This window comes from Microbacterium sp. LWH10-1.2, from assembly GCF_038397765.1.
GTDB lineage: Bacteria > Actinomycetota > Actinomycetes > Actinomycetales > Microbacteriaceae > Microbacterium > Microbacterium natoriense.
The window spans coordinates 3,445,760-3,462,349 of the sequence record NZ_CP151638.1 but is presented as its reverse complement, the minus strand read 5'-3'; the positions used below and the strand labels follow the sequence as shown (position 1 = coordinate 3,462,349).

Genomic DNA, 16,590 nt, shown 5'->3' with positions numbered 1-16,590 from the left:
CCGACTCAGGGGAACCCCGGGTACTCCTCGAGCTTCTTCACGAACGCGTCGCGGTCGGCGTCGCTCAGCACGCCGCTCGCGATGACCGTCAGCTGCAGCCCTTCGAGCGGTTCGCCGGTGCGGGCGTTCTGCGCCTGCCTCGTGGTGAGGAAGCTGCCGTCCTGATCGTTCGACAGGTCGTAGATGTCGGCGTAGAACCGCAGGGGCTCCGGGTAGTTCTCGGAGTACGACTCCCAGGTGTGCTGGGTGCGCGGGTCGTCGCTGCCGTACAGCTTCGCCATCATCGACGGGTCGATGCTCGATGTCGAGGGGTCGTTGAACGCGTAGAGGCCGTACATCCCGTGCTGGATCACGACGTTCTGGATCACGCCCATCACGGCCGTCTTGCGGTCGTAGTCCTGGATCGGCTCGGTGGTCGCCCAGCTCGCGGTCGTGTACTCGCTGAGCATCGACTCGCCGCCGTAGCCGTTGCGCTCCGGGCGGATGTCCTCGTCTCCGACCTGCACCCACTCGTAGCCGAACTCCTCCGTCAGAGCCGTGCGGATGTCGGTGAACAGGCTGTCCGCCGAGGCGCGCACCTCTTCGAGGGACTGCTGGTTCAGAGCATCCTGCGGGTCGGTGCCCTTGATGCCCGGGTACGCCTCCTCGTGCTTCTGCGCGTCGCTCTTCACGCCGTCGTAGGTGCCGGCAGCCGAGGTCCGCAGGGCGCTGATCCCCCCGACGGTGGCGACGTTGAAGAAGAGGGTGATGATCAGGGCGATGCCGCCCAGCATCCGCGCGCGTGCCGAGAACAGGGAGGCGATCACGACGCCGAGGACGGCGAGCTGCAGCGCGATCATGGTGATGCCGTAGAGGGCGTCCGTCGCCCCGGCGAGGAAGGTGCCGAGCAGGATCACCGCGAACAGGGCGGCGACGCCGAGCGTGACCCAGCCGAACGCCGAGGCCGGTCTCTTCTCCTCACCAGGAGCGGTCGCCCCCGCGGGGGATGCCGGAGGGACGGCCGGATACGGCGCGCCGGGGGGTACCGCGGGGCCCTGCTGACGCCGTGCCCCGCGGTACCCGCCGGGCGGCGGCACGGGAGGGGCGCCCTCCGTGCCGGCGATGTAGCGCTGGCGCTGCTTCTCCCGGTCCATCACCATGGCCTGTCTGTCCCGGAGCCGCCGGGCTCGTCGCCGTTCTGCTGCTGGTCGCGCTCCTGCGTGCCCTGCTCCAGCTTCTCCTTGAGGTCGTCGAGCTTGTCCTCCGAGGGCTGCGGCTTCTGGGGCTGCTCCTCCGGCTTCGGCTGCTGCTCCTGCTCTTGTTGCTGTTGCTGCTCCTGCTGCTTCTGCTTCAGGCGGTCCTCGAGGTCGTCCGTCGTCTTCTTCATGTCGCGGTCAGGGTCGGACGACTGCTTCTGCGCATCCTCGCTGTCGCACTCCGCCGGCGTCTCCGCGGTCACGGTCAGCGCCTCGCCGTAGAACTCGGCAGCGGCCGCGCCGTCGCCGCCCTCGCGTGCCGCGTCTCCCTGGCGCTCGATGACGAGAGCCAGGTTGATCCTCACGGTGCACACCTCGAGGCCGTGCGCGAGGGTCAGCGACTCCTCCAGCTTCGCGCGGGCCTCGGGGAGCTTCTCTGCCCCCGCGAGCGCCGTGCCGACGTTGAAGGGCGCCTTGTACGGCTCGAACCAGTTCAGGAACTCCTGGTTGCGGGCCGATGCCTCGGAGCCCGCGTAGTCGTCGACGACGTACGAGCTGATCGCCTGGTGGGCGAAGGCGTACATGCTCAGCAGCTTGCCCACGAAGAGCAGCGCGACGAGAACCAGCGGAAGGGTTCCGACAGCGACCCACCGGCGGACGAGTCGGCGTCGCCGGTTGGCCGCGAGGAGAGCGGATGCCGCCGCCTGTGCGTCGGTCATGACTCACCGCCCGTGCTCTGGTCGGGGCGCGTCGTCCCGCTGCGGTCGCTCGGCGACCGGGGAGTCCCCGGCGCTCTCAGCAGCCGGAGTCGGGCGACGAGCATGGTGGCGCGCGCGAGCTCGACGGCGAGCAGCGCCATCAGGACGAGCGCGGCGATCCAGTAGAGCTCGGTGACGTTCCCCGTCTCGCCCGAGGCCGCGTAGCTCGTGGTCGTCGACGGAGCCGCGGGGAGCGTCGGTGCGGAGTCCGCCGTCCTGTGCTCGTACGGCACGCCCAGCTGCTCCGCGATCGTCGTGAGGTTCTTCTCGTCGATCACCGACGTCGCGTCCTCGCCCTGGTACTGGATGTACCCGCCGTCGGCCGAGGGGTCTACCCCGCCGGTGGTGAGGCGCATGGGCCCGCCCTCCTCGGTGCCGTAGCCGAAGACCGCGCCGGCATCCGTCCGCTTCGCGCTGCTGGCGAACGACTCGGGGGTCCCGCCGTCGGTCTGCTCGCCGTCGCCGAAGTAGAACACCATGCGGGAGCGGTCGGGAGACGACTTCGCGGCCTGCGAGAGGGTGTCGTCGAGCATCCGGTTCGCGATCCCGACCGAGCTGCCGCGCGACTGGCTGGTGACCTCGGGGCGCAGCACGTCGAGCGAGGAGATCAGCGCCGTGGTGTCGGTGGTGAGCGGCATCCTCAGATCGGCGGCCGCGTCGAAGGTGATGAGCGCGAAGCGCGCGCCGGGGTACTCCGCGACGATCGCCTGGATGTCGGCGCGCACGCCGTCGAGGCGCGGCTCACCGCCGTCCCAGTCCTCCGCGACGATGCTCGCGGTGGTGTCGACGACGAGCACGATGTCGGTGTCGGTCGCGAGGGTCTGCGTCGAGCCCCCGGGGATGCCGGGGCGCAGCAGCATCGCGAAGCACGCGAGCAGCATCACCAGCCGCATGACCCACAGCCAGCGCGGGGCGCGGGTCTCCTCGCTCCGCCGGGTCAGCACCCAGATGACGAGCGCGACGGCAGGCGCGAAGAAGAGCAGCAGCAGGAAGACGTTGAGGACGGGCTGGAAGATCACAGTCGCACCCTCCAGACCACGACGACGAAGGCGAGCGTCAGGATCATGAGCACGACGATCCACAGGTTCGGGGTGTCGGTCCAGACGACCCTGGCCTGCCCCTTGAGCGCGGTCGCCTCCTGCTTCTGCACCTGGGTGATGATGTCGCCGACCGTGGTGGTGTCGCGCAGGCCGTACGCCTGGCCGCCGGTGCTCTCGGCGGCCCGCGCGAGCTGGGCGCTCACGTCGGCGTCCTTGCCCTCGACGGGGTTGAGGGCGAACACCCGCACGCCGTTCGAGCCGGCGTAGGCAGCGGCCTCATCGAGGGTGACGATCGAGGCGCCGTTGATCTCGTTGTCCGTGGCGAGGATGACGGAGCGCGAGCGCTCGTCGTCGGGGTGGTCGAAGCCCATGGCGCACGCGGCGAGGCCGTCTCCGATGAGCGAGGCGCCGTCGCCGTTGAGGGTGCCGACCCAGTGCTCGGGGATCTCGTCGGCGTAGTCGAAGCTCTCGCGGATGCTCCGCAGGTGCTCCCGGATGAACGCGTAGTCGTCGGTGAGCGGGAAGACCTGCACCGGGGAGCTGTTGAAGATCGTGAGTCCGATGCGCTCGCCCTTGAAGCCGTCGAGCAGCTCCTCGAAGACGCTGAGGACCTCGACGTCGACCTCGCTCATGGACCCGGACACGTCGAGGCACAGCATGATGTCGCGGCTCGTGTTCACGGGCTGGATCGTCTGCGACGACATCGGCCTCGCCGCGACGGCGCCGGCGGCGAGCGTCGCGACCGCGCCGAGGATCAGGATGCCGGAGAGCCCGAGCACCCGCCGACGGAGGGCGGAACGGAACGTGGGCAGCGACCTCAGCCGCTCTGCGCGGGCGATGCGCGCCCGCTCTCCTGCCGCGGTGCGGGCGCGCGCCCGCAGGCCGAGCAGCAGCCCGATCGCGACGGCGGCGAGCACGACCCCGGCGGCGATGAGGATCATCCACCCGTTCGCTAGTGCCATGAGCGCACCACCGTTCTGGCGGCTTCGGCGCCGGCGACCGGATCGATCGCGGGACCGGGGCGGAAGATGCTGGGGTAGTAGTGGCGCCCCATGGCGTCGATCAGCGCCGGGTGCACGCCGCGGGCGACGAGGTCGTCCAGAGCGAGCACGGGGGCCTCCAGTCCGCTGTACTCGTTCACGAAGGTGCGCACGACCCTGCTCAGCTCGAGGTTCGCATTGCGGGCGGAGAGCTTCCCTGCGCGGTAGTCGGCCTCGACGAGCTGGATCCGGTCAAGGTACTCGATGCGCAGCTGCGAGAGCACGTCGACGGTGAGCGGCCCGGGGTGCGCGGCATCCGGCTGGGCGACCCCGCGGCGCGGTCGGGTCAGCACGATGAGCAGCCACGCGGCCAGGATGAGCACCGCCAGGATGCCGAAGGCGAGCAGAAGCCACCAGCCGGAGTACTGGAACGGAGGGTAGAGCTCGTCAGAGCCGGGCATGGGACCTCCGGTTCAGCAGCTGCAGGAGCTGCGTCACGGCGTCGTCCTGGCCGTCGAGAACGGAGTGGCTGATCTCCAGACCCTTCAGGGTCTCGGCGAGGTGCGCGGCATCCGCCTCGGTCTGCGCCGTGAGCTCGCGCACGATCTCGGCGTCGCCCTGCACGAAGTCGGGCACGTCCCACATCGTGTCCACGTCGCTGCGCACGGTGCGCGTCGCGTGGTCGAGCACGACCTCGGCGTCGCGCACCGTCAGCCACAGCACGTCGTGCTGCACGCGGAGGCGGCGCAGCATCCGCTCCGTGTCCTCGGTGACGGGCGCCTCGTCGGTGACGATCACGACGATCATGCGGCGCGAGATCGTGCGCGTGATGAACGACAGCAGGGCGTCGCGGTCGCTGGGGGCGCTGCTGGAGTCGATCGCGGAGTCGATGGTGCGCAGCGCGTGCTCGAGGGCGCCCTCGCTGCGACCGGGAGCGAGGCGGCGGATGCCGGCGGCGTCGCCGTACACGGTCGTGAAGTCGTCGCCGTGGCGCAGCGCCAGCACGCCGAGGACACCGGCGGCGAGGATCGCGAGCTCCTTCTTCGACCGCTCGTCGTGCGCGAGGGCGCCCATCGAGCGACCGGTGTCGACGGCGAACAGGATGGTGTGCATGCGCTGCGCCCTGTGCCGCTTGACCAGCGGAGTCCCCTGGCGGGCGGTGGCGCGCCAGTCGATGTCGCGCACCTGATCGCCGTACTCGTACTTGCGCAGGTCCTCGAAGTCGAGGCTGCGGCCGTGCAGCAGCGACGCGTAGGCGCCGTCGAGCGCGTGCAGCGACTTGCGCGACGAGTGGATGAAGAGCTTGCTCTTCACCTGGGTGATCAGGCTGGGCATGCGGGCTCTCAGGGGGTGGGCACGGCGGCGAAGATCTGGTCGATGATCTCCTCGCTGCGGATGCCCTCGGCGTCGGCCTCGAACGTCAGCAGCACGCGGTGGCGCAGCACGAGGTGGCGCAGCGCCCTGATGTCCTCCGGCAGCACGTGCGCGCGGCCGTTGAGGAGGGCGAGCGCTCGCGACGCCTGCAGGAAGGCGATGCTCGCGCGCGGGCTCGCGCCGTACTTGATGTACCGCGCGCGCTCGTCGCCGATGTACGGCGCGGGGTTCCGCGTCACGTACGACAGCGACACGATGTAGTTGCGGATGGCGGGGTCGACGTAGATGCGCGAGGCGACGTCCTGCAGGAGCCGCACATCGTCGAGGCTCACGGCGCTCTCGACGTGCCGGTCGGGGTCGAGCACGCCCGAGTCGATGCGGCCGAGGATCTCGAACTCCTCGGCGGGGCTCGGGTACTCGACGATCTCCTTGAGCAGGAAGCGGTCCATCTGCGCCTCTGGGAGCTCGTACGTGCCCTCCTGCTCGATGGGGTTCTGCGTGGCGATCACGAGGAACGGCTTCGGCAGGTGGTGCACCTCCCCGCCGATGGTGGTCTGGTGCTCCTGCATGGCCTCGAGCATGGCGCTCTGGGTCTTCGCGCTGGAGCGGTTGATCTCGTCGAGCAGCACGAAGTTCGCGTGCACGGGGCCGAGCACCGTGCGGAACGACCCGGTGGCCGCGTCGTAGATCTGGTTGCCCGTGATGTCGCTGGGCAGCAGGTCGGGGGTGCACTGGATGCGCTTGAACCGCGCCTTGACGGTGTCGGCGAGGGTGCTCGCGGCGGTGGTCTTGGCGAGGCCGGGGACGCTCTCGAGCAGGATGTGGCCGCCCGCGATGAGCGAGATCAGCAGGCTCATGCGCAGACGCTCCTGGCCGACCATCTTCGCCGAGTACGCGTCGGAGACGACCTCGAGCACGCGCCCGGCGCGGGCGAGCTCGTCGGCGGAGGGGCGCTGAGCCGGAGGCGCGGTGGGGGCGGTCGATGCGGCCTCGGCCCGCGTCGCGGGGGCAGGAGGGGCGGGCGGAGCCGGCGGTGCGGCGTGCATCGCCGGTGCGGGCGGAGCCGGTGGAGCGGGCGGCGGGGGCGGGGTGGAACCCGTGGCGGGGCCGGGCGCGTACGGCTCGTTCATCAGTGTCTCCTCGATCGCACGGGGACACGACGACGATCCCCCGCACCAGCGTAACCGGGTCTCCTCCGGATGGTCCCGGAGAGAAGTCCCCATGACGGATGCCGCGGCATCCGACTCCTGATCAGATCGAGTCGCGGGGTGCTTCGATGGCCGCGCCCGCCGTGCCGTCGGAGTACGAGACGCGGATCGTGGGGTTGGAGAGGCCGAGGTCGATGAGCGACGCGCCCAGGGTGAGGGATGCCCGCCCGTTCGCGTCGAACTTCGTGCTTCCGGCGTTGGCGGACCCGTACTTCACCGAGATCGATGCCCCCGGCTGACCGGTGACGGTGAGCGTGTAGCTGCCGAGGACCTTGATGCCGAGGAGGCTCAGCGTGTAGTGCTTCTCCAGCCCCGCGAACCCGAGGGGCTTGGGGGCCGGGGGCGTGGTCGGAGTCGTCGGGGTCGTCGGGGTCCCGGGGTTCGTGCCCGGGTTGGTCGGTGTGGTCGGAGTGCCCGGATTCGTCGGAGTCCCGGGGTTCGTGCCCGGATTCGTCGGCGTGGTCCCCGGGTCGGTGCCCGGAGTCCCTGTCCCGGGGTTCGTCGTGCCCGGATCCGTCCCTCCAGGGGCGCTCCCGCCGGGAGTCCCTGGGCCCGCATCGGATCCGGGGGCCTCGGACGTCGGCGCGTCGGTCTTCTTGCCGCCGTCCTTGTCGTCGGCCCGATCGTCGTCGACGGTCTTCTCACCGGCATCCGGTGTGTCGCTCGAGTCGGGCTCGTCGACCGGGACCTTCGTGTCCTGCACGGTCTCGGCGCGATCGGCGTAGGTGGTCACCGGCATGTTCGCGAGGGCCGACAGATCGCCGCCGCCCGAGGTGAGCAGGCCGACCGAGATCAGGCCGACGCCGCCGACGGCGGAGACGATCGCAAGGGTTCGCCTGCCCCGCGACCAGCCGGCGACGGTGGCGTGTGCGCGCGCGACCGCGCCTGCCGCGGGCAGAGAAGCGGTCGACTCGGCCGCGTGGCGGCTGTCCTTCCTGCTGGCGCCTGCGGGCGCGGCGACGTCGGGATCGGGCCCCTCCTGCCCCTGGTGCATCTCCGACCGATCCCTTCATCGCGAGCCCGTGGCTCTGTGCGCTGCGCCGGCCACTCCCTGCCGGCGCATGCTTCAGCAAATATACCGGGATTCAGCTTCGGTGCGAGCGCCGATTCAGTTCGGGCGGATGCCGCGGCGCCGGCCGACCCACACCACGAACACCGCGACGCCGATGATGGCGACCGCGATGCCGACGATGTAGAGCGCCACGGTGCCGTACCCGCCGTCGTGCAGGTGCGGATCGAGGAACGGGTACGGGTACCACCACGGGTCGCCGGTGGCCGGCGCGACGATGAGGTTCGCGCGGAGCAGCGTGTACACCGCCCAGACGATCGGGAAGATCGCGGTGATCAGCACGGCGCCCCAGCCCAGGGCCCTGCGCCGCGGGGCGAAGAGCACATCCGCGAGCAGGAAGAGGGGGATCACGACGTGCAGCACCTCGTTCGACCACGGCAGGGTCACGCCCTGCGGCAGCTGGACGTTGCGCAGCAGCAGGTTGTAGACGATGCCGGTGACGATCATGTAGGTGCTCACGCAGACGAGCAGCACCGCGAACCAGTGCGGTTCGGCGGCAGAGGCGTCCCGCTGCCGGAGCGCCCACACTCCGCCGATCGCGAGCACGATCGCGGCCAGCAGGTTCGACTCGATCGTGAAGAAGCTGAGGAAGTTCGCGGCGACGGTCGGCAGATGCCCGCCCCACGCGGTCGTCGCGTTCATCGCGTTGCTCAGACTCAGCGCGAGCTGCCCGATGATCGCGGCGAGGGCGAGCGCCGCAGCTGCGAGTCGTGCGTAGGGCCACCAGGTTGTCATCGGTCCTCCGATCGACACTGTAGCGCGCGGCTGCCAGGTGGCCCCAAGCTGGGCGGCGTATCATCGACGGCGCGCCGCGAGGGGACCGTGGGCGCCGATGAAGGAGCTGGGAAAGCAAGATGACGGATACGAATCTGTCACTCGACGCGCGGTTGGGGCCGTTCACCGTCGAGGGCATGGCACTGGCGGATCAGATCTTCGACCTCGTGGGGTCCGCGATCGTCGACGGAGTGCTCGAGCCGGGCGAGAAGGTCAACGACAAGGAAGTGGCCGCAGCTCTGGGCATCTCCCGCACGCCCGTTCGTGAGGCGCTGCAGCGTCTCACGTGGGTCGGGCTCGTCGAGGTGTCGCCGAGCCGGTACACCAGGGTGACCCAGGTCACCGACGACGACGTGCTCAGCACTCTCGAGCACATCGGGATGCAGGCGAGCACCGCTCTCCAGTTCGCGATGCGGCGGATGAGCGCCGACGAGCTGGTCGAGGCCGTGTCGTTCCTCGACCGCATGATCGCGGCGTCCAGGGCCGACGACTCCGACGCGCTGATGGCCGAGTCGCAGGCGTTCATCGGCTTCCTGGTGGCGAAGTCGGGGAACCCCGTCTTCATCAGGATGATGTCGGAGACCAACCTGCTCGTGGCGCGCAACCTCCGCCACGTCCGCCAGCAGGAGGGTTCGGCCGCCATGCGTGCCGAGTGCTTCGAGGAGATGCGCAACGCGATGCTCCTGGGCGACGCGGATGCCGCTGAGCGCTGGTTCCGCACGCAGCACGGCGTCGGGGTCGACACGGCGCTCTGAAAGACGCGGTCGGGGCGTTCCTGCCCCGCAGCGGTGTTCGGCGACCCCTCCGTGACGCCCGGAGTCAGGCTCCCCCTGGACGCGATATCGGCATATCGCTAGGTTCATGAGGGGATGCCGGACCTGATGCGCGTGGCGGAGGACACATGACCGAGAGCGGACACGGAGTCGACGAGCCGGCACGAGGGAGGCGCAGACTCCGCAGGCCGGGGCTCAGCATCCAGTCGAAGCTCCTCATCATGCTGCTCGGCGTGAGCCTCGTCGCCTCGGTCGTCGTGGGCGCCATCGGCTTCATCAACGGAAGGCAGTCGCTGCACGCGGCATCCGTCGACCAGCTCATCACCATCCGCTCGATGCGCGCGGCCGAGCTCACCGACGCGGTCCACACGATGCGACTCGACGCCTCGCTGCACTCGCGCAACCTCAGCGCGCAGACGCTGTCGACCCAGCTGAACGCCGCGTTCGACGATCTGCAGCAGCGGGAGATCACCGAGGAGCAGCAGGAGCAGCTCGAGACGTACTACGCCGACACCTTCATCCCCGAGCTGGAGGCGCGATCCGACGACGAGTTCGGCTCGGAGGCGTTCATCCCGCAGTCCAACGCCGGTCGGTACCTGCAGCTGCAGTACACCGTGAAGAACCAGGACTTCGACGCCGACTACGACGCCCTCCTCACCGACAACGACAGCGGTGACGGCTCGACCTACGCCGCCGCCGCTGATCGGTACGGCGACTACTTCACCCGCCTCATCCAGCAGGCGGGCTATGAGGACGCGCTGCTCCTGAACCTCGACGGTGACGTCGTCTTCTCGGCGTACAAGGGCGTCGATCTGGGGACGAACGTGAACACGGGGCCGTACCGCGACACGTCGTTCGCCGAGACCTATCGGGAGGTCATCGCGACGAACTCGGTCGACTCGGTCGGCATGACCGACTTCGAGCGATGGATCCCCTCGATGGACGTTCCTGCGATCTGGGTGGTGTCCCCGGTCGGCAACGACAGCCGCATCACGGGAGCGATCGCCTTCCAGGTGCCGCTGAGCCGCATCAACGACGTCATGACCGGCGGCGAGGGGTGGAAGGGCCAGGGGCTCGGCGACACCGGCGAGGTGTACCTCGTCGGCCGGGACGACCTCATGCGCAGCACCTCGCGCATCCTCGTCGAGCATCCGGACACCTATGCCGACCGCCTCGTGAGCGTGGGCATCGCCAAGGACACCGCCGAGCGGATCGTCGACGTCGGCGGCACCGTCCTGCTGCAGCCGGTCAACACGAAGGCCGTCGCCGAAGCGCAGGCGGGCAGGAGCGGCACGATCGAGGGGCGCGACTACATCGGCGGTGAGAGCGTCACCGCCTATGCGCCGCTCGACATCGAGGGGCTCGACTGGGTGATCATCGCGCGGATCGACACGTCGGAGGCGTTCGCGCCCGTCGCGGACTTCACCCGCACGGTGCTGCTGTCGCTGCTCGGCATCCTCCTGGCCGTATCCGTGCTGTCCCTGGTGCTGGCGCAGGTCTTCACCCGGCCGATCCACCGGCTCGTCGGCGCGGTGCACAGGGTCGCCGAGGGTGATCTCGACGTGCAGGTCCCGCACGGGTCGCGAGACGAGTTCGGCGACCTCGGCAGCGCGTTCAACGACATGGCGTCGAGCCTGCGCATCAAACAGGACCTCATCGACGAGCAGCAGAAGGAGAACGAGAAGCTGCTGCACACGCTGATGCCCGAGAGCGTCGCGACTCGATACAAGCAGGGAGACGAGGCGATCACGGAGGCGCACGAGAACGTCTCGGTGGTGTTCGCCGAGCTCGTCGGCTTCGACGAGCTGGCCCGCGACCTCAGCGGCGAGGAGGAGATCGGACTGCTGAACTCGCTCATGCGCGGCTTCGACGAGGCCGCGGAGAAGGCCGGGGTCGAGAAGGTGCGCACCCTGCGCGGCGGCTACCTCGCGTCATCGGGGCTGGTGGTGCCGCGGGTCGACAACATCCGCCGATCGGTCGAGTTCGCGCGCGGCCTGGTCGGCGTGATCGAGCGCTTCAACGCGCAGAACGGCGCACAGCTCGCGCTGCGCGCCGGCGTCGACACCGGAACGGTGACCAGCGGCCTCGTCGCGCGCACGAGCCTCGCCTACGACCTGTGGGGGGATGCCGTGAACCTCGCATACCGCGTGCGCTCCGTCACAGGAGAGCCCGGCATCTACGTGAGCCAGGCCGTGCGCGACCGCACGAGCGAGATCATCACGTACGTCCAGGCGGGCACGGTGGAGTCCGACGGCAGGACCGAGACGGTCTGGAAGGTCGCCTGACATGACCGAGGCGTTCCAGGACGGCTGGGGCTGGTGGGTGATCGCCCTCGCGGTCGGCGTTCCGGTGGCGTTCGTGGCGCTCACCGAGGCGATCGGAGCGCTCAGCCGACGAGGCAACCCGATCGCGCGCCCGCTGCGGATGCTGCGCAACTGGGTGATCCCGTCGGGAGCGCTGTTCGCCCTCCTCGCGTTCGCGATCCAGTCGCCCGCCGATCAGGTGTGGGTCCGCGTCGTCGCGACGGTCTTCGGCTTCCTCCTCATCCTGCTCGTGCTGTCGGCGTTCAACGTCGCGCTGTTCGCCAACGCGAAACCGGGCTCCTGGCGCGAGCGCATCCCCTCGATCTTCGTGGAGATCGCGCGGCTGACCCTCGTGGTGATCGGCCTCGCTCTGCTCTTCTCCTGGGTGTGGGAGGCCGATGTCGGCGGTCTGTTCACCGCGCTCGGTGTGGGATCGATCGTGATCGGCCTCGCGCTGCAGAACGCCGTCGGAGGGGTCATCTCCGGACTGCTCCTCCTGTTCGAGCAGCCCTTCAAGATCGGCGACTGGCTGAACGCCGAAGGCGTGCAGGGGCGGGTCGTCGAGGTCAACTGGCGTGCCGTGCACATCGACACCGGATCCGGCATCCAGATCGTGACGAACGCGACGCTCTCGGGGGCGTCGTTCACGAACATGAGCATGCCGGCGGGCCCGTACTCGGCGGACGCGTCGGTGAGCTTCTCGACCGACGACCCTCCGCACGAGGTGATGGCGCTGCTGCTCGACGTCGCCGACGGGCTCCCGATGCGCTCGCCGGGGGAACGCGCGTCGGTGCTGTACGCGGGCTCAGGCTCCTACGCGGTGACGATCCCGGTCGCCGGCCCAGCCGACGCCTCCGTGGCGCTGTCGATGTACCTCTCCTGGCTCTGGTACGCGGCGCGGAGAAGGGGCTTCGCTCTCGACGGCGACTCGACGGATCCGCTCGCTGAGCCGCACATGCTCGCGCACGCGCTGACCGTGATCGCCCCGACCCTGCATCTGCGGGAGGAGGACACGGAGCCGCTGATGTCGTCGGCCCGACTCGAGCGCTACGGAGTGGGGGAGGTCGTGCTGCCCAGCGGGGTCGTGCCCGACGAGGTGCGCGTCGTCGTGTCCGGACGCGCCGCCATCGCCGTCGAGGCGGACGGCGGACGGATCGACGTCGGAACCGCGGAGAAAGGCGAGCTGATCGGGCAGACGGCCCTCACCAGGGAGCGCACGCAGGCGGTCACCGTCGCCGGGGAGATCCTCACCGTCGTCGTACTGCCGCTGGACGTCGTCGACGAGCTGGTCCGCACCCGTCCGCGTCTGGCCTCGGAGATCGGCGAATCGCTGGAGCTCAAGCGTGCGCAGGCCCAGGCGCGGCTCGACGAGCTCGGGGTCGCTCGGGGATCGCTCGGCTCCCGCTGAGCCCGCAGGGGCTCCGCCGGCGCCGCCGGCGCCGCGGCCATGAGCGGCCGATCCTGATCAGGGCGCTGTCGTCGGCCGCCGCCCCCACGTCATCCGCGTGACGAGCACGCCGAGCAGGCAGAGCGCCCCGCCGAGGAACATCAGCGGGGTCGGCACCTCGCCGAGGATCATCCACGACATCAGGATCGCGATCGCCGGGACGACGTAGGTGGTGGCGGACGTCTGGCCCGCCGTGCTCCGCTGCAGCACGTAGGCCCAGGTCGTGAAGGCGATCGCGGTGGGGAAGATGCCGAGGTAGACGACCCACAGCGTCGCGTCGAGCGGCGCGGTCTGCAGGGCGCCGATGAGGCTGCCCGTCCAGGGGAGGAGCGCCACGGTGCCCGCGACGGCGCCGAACCACGTCAGCGTGGTCGCGTCGGCTCCGGCGCTGAGCAGGTGCTTCTGCAGCAGCGTGCACCCTGCGTACATGACGGCGGCGAGCAGGGCGAGCAGCAGGCCGGTGAGGTCGAAGCCGTCGCCGGACGACGTGTTCATGCCGATCAGGACCACGCCGAGGAAGGCGATCGGCGCGCCGATGACGAGGGGCCGCGGAAAGCCCTCGCGCAGGAACAGCCCGCTGAACACGACCACCATGAGCGGGGCGAGGTTCACGACCATCGCGGCCGTGCCCGCATCGAGCGTGCGCTCGGCGGCGTTGAGCGCGAGGTTGTAGACGCAGAACCACCCGACGCCCCACAGCACCACGAGAGGGATCTGCCGTCGAGACGGAGGGCGGATGCCGCGGCGCAGCGCGATGAGCCCGAGGGCGACGGCGCCGACCGCCATGCGCAGCAGCGCGAGCGCTCCGGGGTCGAAGTGCGGACCGGCCCCGCGGATGCCGATGAACGCCGAGGCCCACAGCACCACCGTCACCAGGGCCGCGACGAGCACGAGCGGTCCCTGCGCGGGCGTGCGCGGCGGACGTGTGGAGGGGTTCTGGGCGGTGTCCGGCATCCTTCGATCCTGCTCCGGGTCGCCGACATCCGTCGACCGGCCGGAGCGCCAACCCTCGACGGATTCGCGCCAGCGTGCACGGCTGCCTCTCCCGGAAAGACCGAAACCAGCCTTCGATAGGATGGAGTCGCCCGAAGAGGGCCAGCTCATCAGCCGGTGCAAACCCGGCGAAAGCAAGGGGGTCTCCCATGCCAGGAATCGTTATCGTCGGCGTCCAGTGGGGCGATGAGGGCAAGGGCAAGGCCACAGACCTGCTCGGCGAGCGCACCGACTGGGTCGTCAAGTTCAACGGCGGCAACAACGCCGGGCACACCGTGGTCGTCGGCGACGAGAAGTACGCCCTGCACCTGCTGCCGTCCGGCATCCTGTCGCCCGGGGTGAACCCCGTGATCGGCAACGGCGTCGTGATCGACCTCGAGGTGCTGTTCTTCGAGCTGGAGGCCCTCGCGGCCCGCGGCATCGACGTGTCGCGCCTGCGTGTCAGCGCGAACGCGCACATCATCACGCAGTACCACCGCACGCTCGACAAGGTCACCGAGCGCTTCCTCGGCAAGCGCATGATCGGCACCACCGGCCGCGGCATCGGCCCGGCCTACGCCGACAAGATCAACCGCGTCGGCATCCGCGTGCAGGACATCTTCGACGAGAACATCCTGCGTCAGAAGGTCGAGGGCGCCCTCGACCAGAAGAACCACCTGCTGGTGAAGATCTTCAACCGCCGTGCGATCACCGCCGACGAGATCGTGGAGGACCTGCTGTCCTACGCCGAGCGCCTGCGCCCGATGGTCGCCGACACCGGCTACCTCATCGCGCAGGCCCTTGAGCGCGGCGAGGTCGTCGTGTTCGAGGGCGGCCAGGCGACGATGCTCGACATCGACCACGGCACCTACCCGTTCGTGACCTCCTCGTCGGCGACGGCGGGCGGAGCGTCCACCGGATCCGGTGTCGGCCCCGGAGCCCTCGACCGCATCGTCGGCATCGTCAAGGCGTACACGACGCGCGTCGGCTCCGGTCCCTTCCCGACCGAGCTGTTCGACGAGCAGGGCGAGTGGCTGCGCAAGCAGGGCTTCGAGTTCGGCACCACCACGGGCCGTCCGCGTCGCGTCGGCTGGTACGACGCCCCCATCACGCGCTACGCGACCCGCATCAACGGCATCACCGACCTCGTGCTGACCAAGCTCGACATCCTCACCGGACTCGAGCAGATCCCCGTGTGCGTCGCCTACGACGTCGACGGCGTGCGGTTCGACGAGGTCCCGGTCAACCAGACCGACTTCCACCACGCCACCCCGATCCTCGAGTACTTCCCGGGCTGGAGCGAGGACATCTCGGTCGCGCGCACCTTCGAGGATCTGCCGCAGAACGCGCAGGACTACGTGCTCGCACTCGAGGCGATGAGCAACACGCGCATCTCGGTGATCGGCGTCGGCCCCGAGCGCGATCAGGTCATCGTCCGTCACGATCTGCTCGACTGAGCGCGCGCGATCGGGGACCGGCGTACGCTGGTCCCCGATCTGGCAAGCGGTTTCCGGATCGACGGTGACAGAGGGAGACACGGATGACGCGGTTCTGGCTCGGCGGATACGGCCCCGCGATGGAGGGCATCGCAGACGGCATCGGCCTGCTCGCGGGGGATGAGGGCGCCGAGACGTCGCTGAGCTACCGCGGCGCCGTCACGTCGACCCCGTCGCCGTCGTGGCTGGCGCAGCACCCCACGCTCGACGTCGTCTACGCGGCGCTGGAGGGGGATGCCGCCGTGCAGGCGTTCGCCCGCAGCGGGGAGTCCGCGCTCACCCCGCTCGGCGAGCCCGTCGAGGCCGGACAGTACGTGTGCCACGTCGCCGTCGCCCCGAACGGCTCCTCGCTCATCGCCAGCTGCTACGGAGACGGCAGGGTCGTGCGCATCGGCCTCGACGCCGCCGGACGACTGATCCCGGATGCCGCGAACAAGGCCGCAGAACTGCGCGCGGCGCTCCTGGGCGAACCCGCGGGGGAAGCCGGAGCCCCGGCCGGAACCGCGGCCGCGGCATCCGACCCCTACGGCGACGAGGGTCGTGAGTCGCACGCGCACGCCGCCGCCTTCCTGCCCGACGGCCGCATCGCGACCACCGATCTCGGCTTCGACCTCGTGCGCATCTGGCGGCAGACCGCCGGCGGCCTCGCGCTCGACCACGAGGTCGTGCTGCCGAAGGGCACGGGGCCGCGGCACATGGTCGTGCACCCCAGCGGGCATCTGCACGTGGTCACCGAGTACTCCTGCGAGGTCTTCACGCTCGCGGCAGGCCCTGACGGCACCTGGGCGGTCGTGTCGTCCGTGCTGTCGAGCCCGATCGCCGAGATCGGCGTCGACTTCCCCGCGGAGCTCGCCCGCACGCGCGACGGGCAGTTCCTCTACACGGCGCTGCGCGGCAGCAACACGATCGCGGCGCTGCGCGTGCGCGGCGCCGGTGAGGCACTCGAGCCGATCGCGCTCGCCGACTCCGGAGTCGACTGGCCGAGGCACCACCTCGTGCACCAGGGCAAGCTGCTCGTCGCCGGTCAGCGCTCCGACACGATCAGCCTGATCGACCTCGACGAGCGCACGGGCGCGCCCCTCGGCATCCGCCACCGGGCTCCGGCACCCACGCCGACGCACTTCCTGCCCGTGCGCTGAGGCCGCGCGCGCTGAACGCTGTCTCGTCGAAGGGTGTCGCCCTGTGCGCTGATGCCGTGAGCGGAGTGAGCACCGCGTCGTC

The 16,590-nt window shown here is 70.1% G+C and carries 15 protein-coding genes; 5 read left to right on the top strand and 10 right to left on the bottom strand.

The window, feature by feature from the left end:
- Positions 1–5: 5 nt before the first annotated feature.
- The 9 genes from MRBLWH10_RS16180 to MRBLWH10_RS16140 form a co-directional block, all read right to left on the bottom strand.
- Positions 6–1,139, bottom strand: coding sequence for a hypothetical protein (locus tag MRBLWH10_RS16180; RefSeq protein WP_341940704.1), 1,134 nt, complete (start codon positions 1,137–1,139; stop codon positions 6–8).
- The gene (locus MRBLWH10_RS16175; protein ID WP_341940703.1) at positions 1,133–1,894 is read right to left on the bottom strand and encodes a hypothetical protein; all 762 of its coding nucleotides are present in this window, start codon (positions 1,892–1,894) and stop codon (positions 1,133–1,135) included. The genes MRBLWH10_RS16180 and MRBLWH10_RS16175 overlap by 7 nt, the downstream gene beginning before the upstream one ends.
- Positions 1,891–2,952 (bottom strand): VWA domain-containing protein, encoded by a 1,062-nt coding sequence (locus MRBLWH10_RS16170; protein WP_341940702.1) that lies wholly within the window; start codon positions 2,950–2,952, stop codon positions 1,891–1,893. Before MRBLWH10_RS16170 ends, MRBLWH10_RS16175 begins: the two co-directional genes overlap by 4 nt.
- Positions 2,949–3,935, bottom strand: a complete 987-nt coding sequence (locus tag MRBLWH10_RS16165; RefSeq protein WP_341940701.1) for a VWA domain-containing protein — start codon at positions 3,933–3,935, stop codon at positions 2,949–2,951. The genes MRBLWH10_RS16170 and MRBLWH10_RS16165 overlap by 4 nt, the downstream gene beginning before the upstream one ends.
- Complete coding sequence (locus MRBLWH10_RS16160) at positions 3,926–4,414, bottom strand: hypothetical protein (RefSeq protein ID WP_105673512.1); 489 nt, start codon at positions 4,412–4,414, stop codon at positions 3,926–3,928. Before MRBLWH10_RS16160 ends, MRBLWH10_RS16165 begins: the two co-directional genes overlap by 10 nt.
- The gene (locus tag MRBLWH10_RS16155; protein WP_341940700.1) at positions 4,401–5,288 is read right to left on the bottom strand and encodes a DUF58 domain-containing protein; all 888 of its coding nucleotides are present in this window, start codon (positions 5,286–5,288) and stop codon (positions 4,401–4,403) included. The genes MRBLWH10_RS16160 and MRBLWH10_RS16155 overlap by 14 nt, the downstream gene beginning before the upstream one ends.
- An 8-nt stretch (positions 5,289–5,296) precedes the next feature.
- Entirely contained in the window at positions 5,297–6,373 is a 1,077-nt protein-coding gene (locus tag MRBLWH10_RS16150; RefSeq protein WP_341942602.1) for a MoxR family ATPase, read from the bottom strand.
- Positions 6,374–6,578: 205 nt separating this feature from the next.
- Positions 6,579–7,529, bottom strand: coding sequence for a hypothetical protein (locus MRBLWH10_RS16145; protein WP_341940699.1), 951 nt, complete (start codon positions 7,527–7,529; stop codon positions 6,579–6,581).
- 114 nt (positions 7,530–7,643) lie between these two features.
- Entirely contained in the window at positions 7,644–8,339 is a 696-nt protein-coding gene (locus tag MRBLWH10_RS16140) for a Pr6Pr family membrane protein (protein ID WP_341940698.1), read from the bottom strand.
- Positions 8,340–8,458: 119 nt separating this feature from the next.
- On the opposite strand from MRBLWH10_RS16140, the gene MRBLWH10_RS16135 reads away from it, so the two are divergent.
- From MRBLWH10_RS16135 to MRBLWH10_RS16125, 3 genes are all read left to right on the top strand, one after another.
- Positions 8,459–9,133: a GntR family transcriptional regulator gene (locus tag MRBLWH10_RS16135; RefSeq protein ID WP_105675820.1), complete on the top strand. Its 675-nt coding sequence runs from the start codon at positions 8,459–8,461 to the stop codon at positions 9,131–9,133.
- Between the two features lie 146 nt (positions 9,134–9,279).
- Positions 9,280–11,436, top strand: coding sequence for an adenylate/guanylate cyclase domain-containing protein (locus MRBLWH10_RS16130; protein ID WP_341940697.1), 2,157 nt, complete (start codon positions 9,280–9,282; stop codon positions 11,434–11,436).
- Between the two features lies 1 nt (position 11,437).
- The gene (locus MRBLWH10_RS16125; RefSeq protein ID WP_341940696.1) at positions 11,438–12,862 is read left to right on the top strand and encodes a mechanosensitive ion channel domain-containing protein; all 1,425 of its coding nucleotides are present in this window, start codon (positions 11,438–11,440) and stop codon (positions 12,860–12,862) included.
- Between the two features lie 57 nt (positions 12,863–12,919).
- Here the strand turns inward: MRBLWH10_RS16125 and MRBLWH10_RS16120 are convergent, their stop codons facing one another.
- Positions 12,920–13,855 carry a DMT family transporter gene (locus MRBLWH10_RS16120; protein WP_341940695.1) on the bottom strand — a complete coding sequence of 312 codons (936 nt, stop codon included), beginning with the start codon at positions 13,853–13,855 and terminating at the stop codon, positions 12,920–12,922.
- 188 nt (positions 13,856–14,043) lie between these two features.
- On the opposite strand from MRBLWH10_RS16120, the gene MRBLWH10_RS16115 reads away from it, so the two are divergent.
- Complete coding sequence (locus MRBLWH10_RS16115) at positions 14,044–15,330, top strand: adenylosuccinate synthase (RefSeq protein ID WP_105675810.1); 1,287 nt, start codon at positions 14,044–14,046, stop codon at positions 15,328–15,330.
- Between the two features lie 83 nt (positions 15,331–15,413).
- Positions 15,414–16,508, top strand: a complete 1,095-nt coding sequence (locus tag MRBLWH10_RS16110; RefSeq protein ID WP_341940694.1) for a beta-propeller fold lactonase family protein — start codon at positions 15,414–15,416, stop codon at positions 16,506–16,508.
- Positions 16,509–16,590 lie beyond the last annotated feature (82 nt).

Excerpts from the sequence above, each read along its gene's own strand:
- MRBLWH10_RS16180 (WP_341940704.1), bottom strand. The coding sequence starts at position 1,139 with ATGGTGATGGACCGGGAGAAGCAGCGCCAGCGCTACATCGCCGGCACG.
- MRBLWH10_RS16175 (WP_341940703.1), bottom strand. The coding sequence starts at position 1,894 with ATGACCGACGCACAGGCGGCGGCATCCGCTCTCCTCGCGGCCAACCGG.
- MRBLWH10_RS16165 (WP_341940701.1), bottom strand. The coding sequence starts at position 3,935 with ATGGCACTAGCGAACGGGTGGATGATCCTCATCGCCGCCGGGGTCGTG.
- MRBLWH10_RS16160 (WP_105673512.1), bottom strand. The coding sequence starts at position 4,414 with ATGCCCGGCTCTGACGAGCTCTACCCTCCGTTCCAGTACTCCGGCTGG.
- MRBLWH10_RS16155 (WP_341940700.1), bottom strand. The coding sequence starts at position 5,288 with ATGCCCAGCCTGATCACCCAGGTGAAGAGCAAGCTCTTCATCCACTCG.
- MRBLWH10_RS16150 (WP_341942602.1), bottom strand. The coding sequence starts at position 6,373 with ATGCACGCCGCACCGCCGGCTCCGCCCGCCCCTCCTGCCCCCGCGACG.
- MRBLWH10_RS16145 (WP_341940699.1), bottom strand. The coding sequence starts at position 7,529 with ATGCACCAGGGGCAGGAGGGGCCCGATCCCGACGTCGCCGCGCCCGCA.
- MRBLWH10_RS16140 (WP_341940698.1), bottom strand. The coding sequence starts at position 8,339 with ATGACAACCTGGTGGCCCTACGCACGACTCGCAGCTGCGGCGCTCGCC.
- MRBLWH10_RS16135 (WP_105675820.1), top strand. The coding sequence starts at position 8,459 with ATGACGGATACGAATCTGTCACTCGACGCGCGGTTGGGGCCGTTCACC.
- MRBLWH10_RS16130 (WP_341940697.1), top strand. The coding sequence starts at position 9,280 with ATGACCGAGAGCGGACACGGAGTCGACGAGCCGGCACGAGGGAGGCGC.
- MRBLWH10_RS16125 (WP_341940696.1), top strand. The coding sequence starts at position 11,438 with ATGACCGAGGCGTTCCAGGACGGCTGGGGCTGGTGGGTGATCGCCCTC.
- MRBLWH10_RS16120 (WP_341940695.1), bottom strand. The coding sequence starts at position 13,855 with ATGCCGGACACCGCCCAGAACCCCTCCACACGTCCGCCGCGCACGCCC.
- MRBLWH10_RS16115 (WP_105675810.1), top strand. The coding sequence starts at position 14,044 with ATGCCAGGAATCGTTATCGTCGGCGTCCAGTGGGGCGATGAGGGCAAG.
- MRBLWH10_RS16110 (WP_341940694.1), top strand. The coding sequence starts at position 15,414 with ATGACGCGGTTCTGGCTCGGCGGATACGGCCCCGCGATGGAGGGCATC.